The organism is Blautia sp. HCN-20427, from assembly GCF_037890365.1.
Lineage (GTDB): Bacteria > Bacillota > Clostridia > Lachnospirales > Lachnospiraceae > Blautia.
Map to the genome: position 1 here is coordinate 19,597 of NZ_JBBKBX010000029.1, position 11,862 is coordinate 31,458.

Here is an 11,862-nt window from a genome sequence, read left to right on the forward strand (position 1 = left end):
CGCTAAACCAGCGCTGCCCGTTTCCACTTTCCTCTTGCGTATCGAATGGTAAAGCTTACCGCGCGGAACAGCCAGTCTATGGTCATGGCCACCCACACGCCGAACACGCCCCAGTGCAGATACACACCCAGAACAACGCTGAAACCAATGCGGAAAATCCACATAGAAATAATCGATAAAATCATGGCAAACTTCACATCAGCCGCAGCCCTTAAGGTATTTGGCAGAGAGAAAGACAAGGGCCATATGGTAACCACACAGGCAGAATGGTAAATCAGAATCCAATACGCGTATTCACTGGCTTCTGCCGACAACCCATATATTTTAATAATAAACGGAATGGCCAGCACAACCAGAATATTCATGGCGGCCAAAGCCGCATACGCTGTCTTCATCAGTTTTTTCGTATAATAATGCACCTGTTCAAAATCTCCCGCTCCTACGCACTGAGCCGTCACAGTCAGCATGGCAAAACCGATGGACATACCCGGCAGCACTGCAAAAGTCGCCACATTGTTTGACACCGCATTTGCCGCAATGGAGGCCGTTCCGAATCCCGTTACAATACTCAGCACCAAAATTTTCCCCAGTTGGAACATACTGTTTTCCAGACCGTTTGGAATCCCGATATAGAGAATCTTCTTCAGCAGGCTGATATCTGTCTTAAAAGAAAACGGATGATAAATATGCAGCACATGTTTCTGATTATTCAAAAGCACTAACATCACGACACAGGCCACAGTTCTGGAAACCAGAGTGGGGATGGCAACGCCTTCCACGCCTCTGTGAAAACCGAAAATCAAAAGAGCATTGCCGCAGATATTAATGGCATTCATCAGAAAGGATGTTTTCATAGCCACGGCTGAATTTCCCATAGCCCGGAAAACAGACGCCCCTGCATTATAAAGAGCGGTCATGGGAATAGAGGCAAAGACAATCATCAGATACACATTGCAGTTATACATGACATCCGCATCGATTTTGCCAAACACTACATGTGTGATAAAGTCCCGTCCCAGATAACACACCAGCATCACGCCCAGAGAGGCTTTTAAGGTAAACGAAAGAAGCTGATTTGTCGCTTTACAGGCCATTTCTTCCCGCTTCTTCCCCAAAAACTGCCCGGCAATCACCGCGCCTCCGGTTGCAAGAGCCGTGAAAATATTCAGAATCAGCACCATGACCGTGTCAATGAGAGAAACTCCCGATACAGCCGCCTCTCCCACGCTGGCTACCATAATAGAATCTGCCAGTCCCACAAATGCCTGCAGAAACTGGTCAATAATCAACGGTACAATCAACTTCCGCAAATCAGCATTCGAAAAAAAACGGTTTTTTGTTTCCATAAGAAAACTCCTTTATTGCTGTAATACTTTGCTACAGGTTATTATACTCTCCCTGTTTTCCGGATACAAGTGCTTGTTTTCTTCTATTTTTTCTCTGCCGTAATTGCAGCAAACTTCGCCCCTGTTACCTCTGCCAATTTCTGGGGAGACAGTTTCAGAGTGGTTCCAATCCTTCCTCCGCTTACATAGATTTCTCTAAATTCCTGTGCGCTCTCATGAATCACGGTAGGAAACTGCTTTTTCATGCCCAGAGGGCTGCAGCCGCCCCGGATATAACCCGTCACTTTGTTAATGTCTTTCACATGAATCATTTCTACGGATTTTTCCCCCACTGTCTTTGCTGCTGTTTTAAAGTCCACTTCCTCGGCAATGGGAATCACCAGCACATAATATTCCCGGCTTTTCCCCTGCACCACCAGCGTTTTGAAAGACTGTTCCACCGGCGCCCCTGTCTTCCGGGCTGTGTGCAGACCGTCGATAAATTCATCACATTCATACTGCAGCACTTCATAGGGAATTTTATTTTTATCCAGAATCCGCATGGCATTTGTCTTAATTTCTTTTTCTTTGTGCTTGCCCATTTTTCTTCCTCCTGCCTATAAATTCAGTTTTTTCATAAAGTTTCTGTACAGCACACAGCCTGCCGCGGCAGCAATCAATTCTGCCACAGGGAAAGTCAGCCACACGCCGTAAAGTCCCAGCGTCCCAGACAGCACTATGGACAAAGGAATAATGATTACAAGCTGCCGCAAAAGGGAGACCGCCAAAGACTGTACCCCTTTTCCAAGAGCTTCAAAAGCCCCGGACAGGACGCAGCCCACTGTGGAAATCAGAAATCCTGCTGCGATGATACGCAGCATGGGAACACCGATTTTCATCATTTCTCCATTGGCGTCAAACAGCCTCATAATCACCTGTGGAAAGACCAGAAACAGCACGGTTCCCATGGCCATAATGACCCCCGTAGCCTCCAGGCTGGCCTTTAACGTCTCTTTCATTCTCTTACGGTTTTTGGCCCCGTAATTATAGCTCATAATGGGACGCATACCCTGTATGACCCCATTAGCCGGCATGTACACAAAGGTCTGGATTTTAATATACAGGCCGAACACTGCAATCGCCGTGGCGGAAAAAGCCGCCAGCACGGAATTTAACGCCGCAACCAACAGGGACGGCAGGGACATCATAATAGCCGAGGGAATTCCCACGGTATAAATTTTCCACAGCATGGTTTTGTCTGGACGGAAGCCTTTCAGGCAAATGGGAATTGCTCTGCATTTCTTCACAAAAAAAATCATGGACAAAATCCCTGCCAGAATCTGAGAGGCCACGGTGGCAATCGCCGCCCCCTGCACGCCCATGGCAGGCAGGCCAAACCAGCCGAAGATGAGAATGGGGTCTAAAATAATATTAAAAATGGCTCCTACTCCCTGGAAAATCATAGGCAGAATCATACTGCCTGTGGCCTGAAACAGTTTTTCCGAATACAGATGATACATGCTGCCTATGCTGAAGCACAGCACAATCCGGGTATATTCACAACTCATCTTATAAATCTGCGGATCATCGGTAAAGCCCCGCAGGAAAGGTCCTGTCAAAAACAGGCCCATGAGCACAAACAGCAGCCAGTGTATGCCGCAGCATATAAATCCATGGGCTGCCGCAGATTTTACTTCTTTTTCGTCTTTTGCCCCCAATGCTCTGGCCGCACAGGCATTTAAGCCGATTCCAAAACCGCAGGACACCGCAATAATCAAATTTTGCAGCGGAAAGGCTATGGACACGGCTGTCAAAGCGTCCTCGCTGACCCTTGCCACATACATACTGTCCACAATATTATATAAAGCCTGTATCAGCATAGAAATCATAGGCGGCACAGACATGGAAATCAAAAGGGGCATGACCTTTTTCGTTCCCATTGCGTTTTCTGTCTTCTCCATTTCTCCTACCTCTTCTTTTTATTTTCGTACTTTATACAGGATAGCTATTGAAAGAAAATTTGTCAATCCGCATAATTTGCCTCTTTTGTGCCAGACTATAAAAAGCACAGAAATTTTTACGATTTTCAGGAGGTATTGCCATGGAAAAAGAAAAGAAAAATGCGGCTAAAAACATAGCCGCAGATGACAAATATCATGTAGAGTCCACTTCCGCCCATGACCTGGACGGCTGTGCCACCACAGAAGCCACAGGTATGATTCCCACACCGCCCCAGTCGCAGGGGGAATTAAATTCTTATAAAGCAATTCTGCCTTTTTCTCCGGACTGCTATGTAGAAAAAGATAAAAAATAATTGCTTCCGTTCCCCTGCATTAGCAGTTAGTTGTTCGTATCTCCATCCTCTGCATTCGTTCCAGTACTGCTGTCATTATCGCTGCTGTCGCTACTGTCGCTGTCACTACTGTCGTTGTCACTACTATCGCTGTTGCTGCTGCTGTCACTACTGTTGCTGTCCCCAGAGTTTCCGCTGTCAGAGTCCCCGTCCCCGGACAGACTGCCTCCTGTGGTAATTTCTCCGATTTCCTGCGCTGCAGACTTCAAAGCTGACAGACTGAAGGTTTCCTCTGAATTTTCCTCATGAATACCGTGGGTTTTTGCCAACGCTTCCGTGTAATCAGACAGTTCATACACACCTGCCTCCGTATAATCGGAATTGTAATGCATAACTACAGGAATCAGGCTGTAATCCTCAATCGTCACCTCTCCTGTCTTTGCGTCTTTCTTTAAAGTAAAGTCTGCCAGACCTCCCAGCAGATTTTCTAAAGAAGACTGATTGCTGACAAAGTTTCCAAGAGAATAGTAAACCAGCATGTTCTTTCCGTCCGGTCTTTTTTTCAGTTCATATCCCTTCAGAATATGAGGGTGAGAACAAATCACCACGTCTGCCCCCTGCTCAGCCAGAAAATCAATACGGTTCTGCAGTTTCTCATCCGGCTCTGAGGAATCGGATTTTCCTCCGTGCAGGTAAACAATGGTGACATCTGCTTCTTCTTTTGCCTTCTTTAAATCCGATTTGATATTCTTTTCGGAATAAGTATCTACCATATAAGATTCGTCTTCCGGTATGCTGTGGTTTTCGCTGAGCATACAGCTGTAATTCATCACAGCTACCTTGAAGTTTTTCTTCTCAATAACCTGATAACGCTCTTCTTCCTTGCTGTGAATGCCCAAAAGGGAAACTTTTGGATAATTTTTATTCCAGAAAGAAACGGAAGTCGCAATGCCGTCCTCCTGTTGGTCAAAGGCATGCTCCGTAGCCTGTGTCACAATATCAAATCCTGCATTTGCCAGTGCGTCTCCCACTTCCTCAGGAGTGGCGAAATCAGGATACCCTGCAGCTTTATCATGGTCTTTCTCCAAAGGCGTTTCCTGATTCACAGAGGCCAAATCCGCATCCTTAATGACCTTTTTTATATTTTCATACAGGAAATCAAAGTTCCAGTCATTCTCCTTTCCTGCGTTAATCAGTGCATCGTGAATCAGATTATCCCCTGCAGCTACCATATGCAGGGTATTATTCTCTTCTTCTGCCTTTGCTTTCGCCTCTGTCTCTTTCTGCTTCTCCTGGGCTGCTTTGGCTTTTTTCTCTTCTATTTTTCCGTGTATGGCAAAGGCGGCTGCCCCTATGACCAAAATAGCCAGGCCAGCTCCTGCCATCATCATCTTCTGGCGTCTGATTTGCTGCTGGCGTCTCTTTCTGGCTATCGCAATCCTTCTGCGCCTCTCCAGTTCCAGCCTTCTTTCCTCTTCCTCCCGCTGCTCTCTTCTCGTACGACGTTCGCTCATAGTTCTATCCTTTCTGTAATTCTTCCTGCCAATTTATACATCTTTATTATTTTTTAATTTGCAATTCTATAAAAACAGTTGTATCATAGCTTGCGTACTAAAATTGTGAACAATTTATTGCTCATTTATTAACTACAATACCCATAATAATATGAAAGTGAAGATTATGTCAACGAAATCAAGAAATTATTTTTTGGACAACTACAAAGCATTGCTGATTCTGCTTGTAGTCATGGGACATTTTATTGAGCCCTGTCACACAAACAACCCTGTTTTAGAATCCTTAAAGTGGATTATTTTTTCTTTCCACATGCCTGCCTTTATTTTTATTTCAGGCTTCTTCTCCAAAAGAGCCATGAGCCTTGAAAAACTGATTCAAAAGCTGGTGATTCCTTATTTTGTCTACGAACTTCTGTACTATTTCCTGTACGTTTTCGTGATACATAAGGAAACCGGGCTGTACCTGAATCGCCCCAAATTTTCTCTGTGGTATCTGATGGCGCTGTTTTTCTGGAGAATCATTACTCCTTATTTTCAGAAAATCCCTGGAAATATGGCTATCGCCTTTACGGCAGGATTGCTCATTGGCTACACCCAGCTTGGCAACTTTTTCAGTATTCCGAGGACCCTGTTCTTTTACCCGTTTTTCCTGGCAGGCTACTATTTTCAGGAAGACTGGTTTGAAATCCTGCGCCGTCACTGGAAGGCTTTTACCCTCAGCCTGACAGCCTTTGTGTGCTTTTTCCTCGGCACTGCATTCCTGACAGGTACAGAACTGACCACCTTTATTTTCTACGGACGCTATTCCTACGAAGATATGGATATGCCGGGAATGGAAGGTCTGCTGGTACGGGCAGGCTGCTATGTGATTTCTTTCCTGATGTTTTTTGCCCTGTCTGCTGTCATTCCCAGAAAGCGGTACTTTTTCTCCGTGCTGGGCGTGCGCACCATGCCCATTTACCTGTTTCACGGACTGCTTTACAGCGTTTTAAAGGCAACTCCTCTGCTGGAAAATGTAGACACCTATACCGAAACCGTTCTGCTTTTGAGTTCCTGTGTGGGAATTACCTTCCTGCTGGCCTGTGACCGCCCCAATCGGTTTGTAAACCGTATCTCTTCCTTTCCGGTGCGTCTGCCGAAGCTGCCAAAGCTGCCCGGACCTCCTGCACTGCGGGGCGGACAACTCCCCTTTTTCCGCTCTAAAGGCAGAATGGCACGTTAGAACCGCTCTTTTCTTCTGCAATATTATTCTTATGAAAAAGACTGTCGCTTTAAGCTGCAATTAGGAGAACTGAACTCCCCATCTGCACTTAAGGCGACAGCCTTTTTCTTATTCCTGATAATCCGTGTTTCACCTCTGCGGTTTCAGTTCCGCAAAATAATCCCTGGTTTCCTTTATGACTACAGAGCTCAGTCCCAAAAGTCCTATCAGATTCGGGAAGGCCATACAGGCATTGGTGATATCTGCCAACAGCCAGATAGGCTGCAGTTCCAGATAAGGCGCAGCCGCCACACAGGCAATGTAGAGCACCTTGTATACAAAAATCCACTTCACACTTTTGCACAGGTAAACCAGACATCTTTCCCCATAATAACACCAACTGATAATCGTGGTAAAGGCAAAGAAAATCAATCCGATGGAAACCATATACATTCCCAGATTCCCCGGAAGACCCGAATTATACGCTGCATTGGACAGTTTCCCGCCGTCCAGTCCCGGAACGTCCAGGTAACCGGAAGTGATAACCACAATTCCCGTCATGGTACAGATAACAATCGTTGTAAAAAACACGCTGGTCATGGAAACCAGCCCCTGGCGCACACAGGATTTGGTTTTGGCCGCTGCCACTACAATGGGGGAACTTCCAAGTCCCGCCTCGTTGGTGTACACACCTCTGGCAACGCCTGTCCGCATGGCAGTCATGACTGAAATAAATACTGTTCCTGCCGCCCCGCCCACTGCTGCATGAGGGGTAAAGGCAGAAGTTACAATGAGTTTCAGGGCCTCCGGAATCTGCTGTGCATGAAGAATCAGAATCAGCAGAGAACCCAGCACATAAAACATAGCCATGAAAGGCACAATCAATTCTGCCGCACTGGAAATGGATTTGATTCCTCCCAGCACCACGCAGCCTACCGCCACAGCCACCACCACACCGATGAGCCACACTGGCAGCCCGAAGGCTTCACTGGTGGATTCTGTAATGGCATTGACCTGGGGAAAGGTTCCACAGCCCAGCATGGCCGTCATAATCCCGAAGAAGGCAAACAGCTTTGCCAGCCATTTCCATTTCTCTCCCATACCGTTTTGTATGTAATACATAGGGCCGCCGCAAATCTGCCCGTTCTCATCCACGGAACGGTATTTTACCGCCAGAAGGCCTTCTGCGTACTTGGTAGCCATCCCCAGAAAAGCAGACACCCACATCCAGAAAAGAGCGCCCGGTCCGCCTGCCCGCAAAGCTGTAGCCACACCCACAATACTTCCTGTACCAATGGTAGCCGCCAGAGCAGTACACAGGGAAGCAAACGCCGACACATCCCCCTCTCCCTCTTCTTTTTGAAAAATATACTTAATAGCCAGACCCAATTTTGTAATCTGGAGACCTTTCAGTCTTATGGTAAAATACAACCCCGTTGCCAGAAGCAAAAGCAACGTAGGCGGTCCCCATACCACGGTCTGTATCTTTTCTAAAACAGGCAGCAAACGATTCATTTTCACACCTCTTCTCAGCCGATTCCCTTATAAACCAGTCCCAGAATAAATACAACTACAGCCAAAGGCACATAAATATATTTTGCCACTGGTTTAAAAAGCCCCGGAAGTCTCTTTTCTCTTCCCGTTTCCAGTTCCTCTTTGATTCTGTCAAAGCCCAGGATATAGTAGATAGAAACCGCACCCAGCACAGCGCCAAAAGGAACCACAATAATGGTAATAAAGTCCATCCAGTGCCCCACTCTTGCCTCTTCTTCCAGGAACAGACCTACCAGCAGAGTCAGACCGCCGCACAGCAGTACTGCATGATTTCTCTTTATCTGGAATTTATTCTGCCAGCTTTCAATCACTGCCTCAAACATATTAATAAGAGAGGTAATTCCTGCAAAACATACGGAAAGGAAAAACATCACGGAAAACAACCTTCCCATAGGCATCTGCTTGAAAATGTTCGGAATGGTTATAAACATCAGAGATGGCCCTGAAGACGGCTCGATTCCGAAAGCAAAAACTGCCGGCATAATGGCCAGCGCGGACAGCATGGCTGCAATGCTATCAAAAAATACCGTCTGAAGAGAAGCCTTTGGAATATCCTCCTTCTTACTCAGATAAGAGCCGTACACAATCATTCCCGAACCGGTAATGGATAAGGAAAAGAACGCCTGTCCCATGGCCATCACCCAGGTATCCATATTCGCCAGCGCTTCCCATTTTGGAACAAAGAGAAATTCGTATCCTTCCTTTGCTCCCGGCAGGAAAAATACACGAACTGCCAGAACTGCAAAAAGCAGAAAAAACAAAGGCATGAGAATCTTATTTGCTTTCTCAATCAGGGGCGCTGCTCCAAACACCAGAAGCAGAACCGTAAGGGCAATGACCAGAATGTGCCAGGGAACGTTCCCCATCATTGCCGTCACTTCTCCAAAGTATTCTGCAGAGTCTCTTTCCATAACCGTATTCGTCACAGAACCGGCTAAAAATCTCAGAACCCATCCAATAATAACAGAATAGCCGATAGCAATGCCCAGAGAGCCAAGAAGGGGAATCCATCCTATGATTTTTCCTATTTTTTTCTTATGAATAGCAGACCAGCAATGCTCGTAAGCCCCCAGTGTTCCCGTTCCTGCCCTTCTTCCAATGGCAAATTCTGCGGAAAGTCCCACAAAGCCAAAAAGACAAGTAAACAAAATATATGGTATCAAAAAGGCCGCCCCGCCGTATTCGCCCAGACGATAGGGGAACATCCAGATATTTCCCAGTCCTACCGCAGAGCCTACACAGGCAAGCACAAACCCTAAAGAGTTGGTAAAACTCCCGTTTTTATGCGTATGCATCTATTTTTACCTCCTGCTGCGTTAAATTTTAAAACTATGCCTCTTCAATGTAACAAAGAACCCTGGGAAAGTCAACCAAAACCCTTGGACTTTCTGACGTTTTTTTTGCAGATTTGTGGTATATTTATGTTTGATATATTTACACAGGAGAGATACTTATGGATACTTTTATTTTTATCCTGGAAATCATAGGAACCATCGCCTTTGCATCATCCGGCGCTATGATTGCCATTGAGAAAAAAATGGATATTTTCGGAGTCAATATTCTGGGTGCCACCACTGCGGTTGGGGGCGGTATTATGCGTGATGTAATTTTAGGGGTCACGCCTCCCACGGCCTTTGCCAAACCGGTCTATATCCTGTTTGCGGCTCTGACCTCCACCCTGCTTTTTGCCATTGTATACACCACTCCGAACATTCTGCATTCTAAAATAAAGAATAAAATCTATGATAAAATCATGCTCTGGTGCGATACTGTGGGGCTTGGCATCTTTACGGTACTGGGTATTCAGACAGCTTCCCGGCTGGTGACAGAAGACAACCCTTTCTTCTTTATTTTCATCGGTGTGCTCACCGGTGTAGGCGGCGGCGTGGTGCGTGACATTATGGCTGGGGAGACCCCTTATATTCTGGTGCGGGAAATCTATGCCAGCGCCTCCATTGCAGGTGGCATTGTCTATATAGCGTGCCGAAATTCTGTAGGCGAGGCCTCCGGCATGCTTCTGGGTCTTTGTGTCACCGTGGTTGTCCGGGCTCTGGCCACACATTTTCACTGGAATCTCCTGCGGATTCATTGACGTACCGCAAAAAAGTGCTATACTTAATAGAAAATGTGTGAAGGAGATGTTAAGCCATGAGCAAAATTGATGAAGTCAGAAAAGCAATGGTCACTGCCATGAAAGCAGGTGACAAAGAACGGAAAGAATCTCTGTCCATGCTGCTGTCCGCTCTGAAAAACAAAGCCATTGACAAGCGCGAAGATTTGACAGAAGCAGAAGAAAACGAAGTGGTTTTAAAAGAAATCAAACAGACAAAAGAAACTCTGGAACTGACCCCGGAGGACAGAACAGACCTGATAGAAGAATGTACCAAACGAATTGCCGTATATGAAGAATTCGCCCCGAAAATGCTGAATGAGGACGAAATCAAAGAAGTGATTCAGGGTGTGCTTACAGAACTGGAAATCACAGTTCCTACAGGCAAAGACAAAGGCCGCATTATGAAAGTACTCATGCCTAAGGTAAAAGGCATTGCCGATGGAAAACTGGTCAATCAGGTGCTGGCTTCCATGCTGCAGTAAACCCTCTCTGTTTTTAAATGAGGCTGCCGCACTTTATGCGGCAGCCTCATTTCTTCTAATCTAAAATTTGCCCTTCTGTGGAAATAGTCACCACCTGCCAGGGAAGGAATTTTCCGCTGTTTTGAAGCGCTTTCTTTACCGCCATCTCCAGACCTCCGCAGCAAGGCACCTCCATACGAAGAATGGTTACACTTCTGATGTCATTGTTTTTTATAATTTCTGTCAGCTTTTCGCTGTAATCTGCCCCGTCCAGTTTCGGACACCCGATAAGGGTAATTTTTCCTTTCATAAAGTCCCTGTGAAAATCAGCATAGGTATAAGCCGTACAATCTGCTGCAATCAGCAGCTTTGCTTTGTGAAAATACGGCGCATTTACCGGCACCAGCTTTATCTGACAGGGCCACTGTCTAAGCCGGGATATCCCTGCCTCATCATAAGGCGCTGCTTCCCGCTCCACAAAGGTAATTGCACCTGTAGGACACTGAGGCAGGCAATCTCCCAGTCCGTCACAGTAATCCTCCCGCAAAAGTCTGGCTTTCCCGTCTACCATACCAATAGCACCCTCGTGGCAGGCTGAAGCACAGAGTCCGCAGCCGTTACATTTCTCTTCCTGTATTTCAATAATTTTCCGAATCATCTTGTACCTCCCTTGCTTTTGTGTCCTTATCATACTATAATGCAGACAGCAATTCAGTGGTTAAAACCACGGAAAGGAAGACTTATGGAAATTTTTCAAATTCCTATCTTTCATAAAATCAATAAAGAAGAACTGGATTTACTAAGACAACAGGGCTGTATGCGCCAGCAGCAATTTCTTAAAAATACCACTATTTTTCACATGGGGGATACCATTTCGGAACTGGGCATTGTCCTGTCCGGAAGCGTGGTGGTAGAGAATACGGATTTGTGGGGAAATCGGAGCATTTTAAGTCATATTTCCCAGGGACAGGTCTTTGCGGAAACTTATGCCTTCTGCGGAGAACCCATGATGGTATCTGCCATAACAGCTGAACCTTCGGAAATTCTGTTTTTAAACCTGGAACGCCTGCAGTATCTTTCGCCAAAGGCAGCGTCCTGCCGTTCTGTCATTATGCAGAATCTGCTGCGGATTTCCGTGCAGAAAAACCTGATTCTCTCCAACCGAATTTTCTGCACCACCCCAAAAACCATCCGGGAGCGCCTTCTGATTTATCTCACGGGACAGGCTGTCCGTACAGGCAGCACAGCTTTTGAAATCCCTTTTGACCGTCAGGGTATGGCCGACTATCTCAATCTGGACCGCAGTGCGCTTTCCAAAGAACTGGGAAAAATGCGAAAAGAAGGTATTCTGGATTTTCATAAAAACAAATTTACCCTTTATCAGAAACTGGACTAAAAAAG

Annotated in this window: 12 protein-coding genes; 5 read left to right on the plus strand and 7 right to left on the minus strand. The window is 46.1% G+C overall.

The window, feature by feature from the left end:
- Window positions 1-2 precede the first annotated feature (2 nt).
- From WKT17_RS14330 to WKT17_RS14340, 3 genes are all read right to left on the minus strand, one after another.
- Window positions 3-1,346: an MATE family efflux transporter gene (locus tag WKT17_RS14330; RefSeq protein ID WP_291683552.1), complete on the minus strand. Its 1,344-nt coding sequence runs from the start codon at window positions 1,344-1,346 to the stop codon at window positions 3-5.
- An 83-nt stretch (window positions 1,347-1,429) separates the two neighbouring features.
- Complete coding sequence (ybaK, locus tag WKT17_RS14335; RefSeq protein ID WP_291683551.1) at window positions 1,430-1,927, minus strand: Cys-tRNA(Pro) deacylase; 498 nt, start codon at window positions 1,925-1,927, stop codon at window positions 1,430-1,432.
- A gap of 15 nt (window positions 1,928-1,942) precedes the next feature.
- Window positions 1,943-3,286 carry an MATE family efflux transporter gene (locus tag WKT17_RS14340; protein ID WP_291683550.1) on the minus strand — a complete coding sequence of 448 codons (1,344 nt, stop codon included), beginning with the start codon at window positions 3,284-3,286 and terminating at the stop codon, window positions 1,943-1,945.
- A gap of 140 nt (window positions 3,287-3,426) precedes the next feature.
- On the opposite strand from WKT17_RS14340, the gene WKT17_RS14345 reads away from it, so the two are divergent.
- Window positions 3,427-3,639 (plus strand): GTPase, encoded by a 213-nt coding sequence (locus WKT17_RS14345; RefSeq protein WP_173750222.1) that lies wholly within the window; start codon window positions 3,427-3,429, stop codon window positions 3,637-3,639.
- Window positions 3,640-3,665: 26 nt separating this feature from the next.
- On the opposite strand, the gene WKT17_RS14350 is transcribed toward WKT17_RS14345, so the two are convergent.
- On the minus strand, window positions 3,666-5,132 hold the full coding sequence (locus WKT17_RS14350; protein ID WP_291683549.1) for a CapA family protein: 1,467 nt from the start codon (window positions 5,130-5,132) through the stop codon (window positions 3,666-3,668).
- Window positions 5,133-5,298: 166 nt separating this feature from the next.
- Between WKT17_RS14350 and WKT17_RS14355 the strand changes: the two genes are divergently transcribed.
- Entirely contained in the window at window positions 5,299-6,354 is a 1,056-nt protein-coding gene (locus WKT17_RS14355; protein ID WP_173750224.1) for an acyltransferase family protein, read from the plus strand.
- Window positions 6,355-6,483: 129 nt separating this feature from the next.
- Here WKT17_RS14355 and WKT17_RS14360 read toward each other — a convergent pair whose 3' ends face one another.
- Together WKT17_RS14360 and WKT17_RS14365 are read right to left on the minus strand one after the other, a co-directional pair.
- Window positions 6,484-7,848: an alanine/glycine:cation symporter family protein gene (locus WKT17_RS14360; protein WP_294542305.1), complete on the minus strand. Its 1,365-nt coding sequence runs from the start codon at window positions 7,846-7,848 to the stop codon at window positions 6,484-6,486.
- Window positions 7,849-7,862: 14 nt separating this feature from the next.
- On the minus strand, window positions 7,863-9,182 hold the full coding sequence (locus WKT17_RS14365) for a sodium-dependent transporter (RefSeq protein WP_173750226.1): 1,320 nt from the start codon (window positions 9,180-9,182) through the stop codon (window positions 7,863-7,865).
- Between the two features lie 158 nt (window positions 9,183-9,340).
- On the opposite strand from WKT17_RS14365, the gene WKT17_RS14370 reads away from it, so the two are divergent.
- Both WKT17_RS14370 and WKT17_RS14375 read left to right on the plus strand, forming a co-directional pair.
- Complete coding sequence (locus WKT17_RS14370) at window positions 9,341-9,979, plus strand: trimeric intracellular cation channel family protein (protein WP_173750227.1); 639 nt, start codon at window positions 9,341-9,343, stop codon at window positions 9,977-9,979.
- A 56-nt stretch (window positions 9,980-10,035) separates the two neighbouring features.
- Entirely contained in the window at window positions 10,036-10,482 is a 447-nt protein-coding gene (locus WKT17_RS14375) for a GatB/YqeY domain-containing protein (protein WP_173750228.1), read from the plus strand.
- 55 nt (window positions 10,483-10,537) lie between these two features.
- On the opposite strand, the gene WKT17_RS14380 is transcribed toward WKT17_RS14375, so the two are convergent.
- Complete coding sequence (locus WKT17_RS14380) at window positions 10,538-11,119, minus strand: ATP-binding protein (RefSeq protein WP_173750229.1); 582 nt, start codon at window positions 11,117-11,119, stop codon at window positions 10,538-10,540.
- A gap of 84 nt (window positions 11,120-11,203) precedes the next feature.
- Here WKT17_RS14380 and WKT17_RS14385 point away from each other — a divergent pair, with 84 nt between their 5' ends.
- Complete coding sequence (locus tag WKT17_RS14385) at window positions 11,204-11,857, plus strand: Crp/Fnr family transcriptional regulator (protein ID WP_291683547.1); 654 nt, start codon at window positions 11,204-11,206, stop codon at window positions 11,855-11,857.
- Window positions 11,858-11,862 lie beyond the last annotated feature (5 nt).

Bases quoted from the DNA above. Each gene is read 5' to 3' on its own strand.
- WKT17_RS14360 (WP_294542305.1), bottom strand. From the start codon at position 7,848: ATGAATCGTTTGCTGCCTGTTTTAGAAAAGATACAGACCGTGGTATGG.
- WKT17_RS14375 (WP_173750228.1), top strand. From the start codon at position 10,036: ATGAGCAAAATTGATGAAGTCAGAAAAGCAATGGTCACTGCCATGAAA.
- WKT17_RS14340 (WP_291683550.1), bottom strand. From the start codon at position 3,286: ATGGAGAAGACAGAAAACGCAATGGGAACGAAAAAGGTCATGCCCCTT.
- WKT17_RS14380 (WP_173750229.1), bottom strand. From the start codon at position 11,119: ATGATTCGGAAAATTATTGAAATACAGGAAGAGAAATGTAACGGCTGC.
- WKT17_RS14355 (WP_173750224.1), top strand. From the start codon at position 5,299: ATGTCAACGAAATCAAGAAATTATTTTTTGGACAACTACAAAGCATTG.
- WKT17_RS14365 (WP_173750226.1), bottom strand. From the start codon at position 9,182: ATGCATACGCATAAAAACGGGAGTTTTACCAACTCTTTAGGGTTTGTG.
- WKT17_RS14370 (WP_173750227.1), top strand. From the start codon at position 9,341: ATGGATACTTTTATTTTTATCCTGGAAATCATAGGAACCATCGCCTTT.
- WKT17_RS14385 (WP_291683547.1), top strand. From the start codon at position 11,204: ATGGAAATTTTTCAAATTCCTATCTTTCATAAAATCAATAAAGAAGAA.
- WKT17_RS14345 (WP_173750222.1), top strand. From the start codon at position 3,427: ATGGAAAAAGAAAAGAAAAATGCGGCTAAAAACATAGCCGCAGATGAC.
- WKT17_RS14350 (WP_291683549.1), bottom strand. From the start codon at position 5,132: ATGAGCGAACGTCGTACGAGAAGAGAGCAGCGGGAGGAAGAGGAAAGA.
- ybaK (WP_291683551.1), bottom strand. From the start codon at position 1,927: ATGGGCAAGCACAAAGAAAAAGAAATTAAGACAAATGCCATGCGGATT.
- WKT17_RS14330 (WP_291683552.1), bottom strand. From the start codon at position 1,346: ATGGAAACAAAAAACCGTTTTTTTTCGAATGCTGATTTGCGGAAGTTG.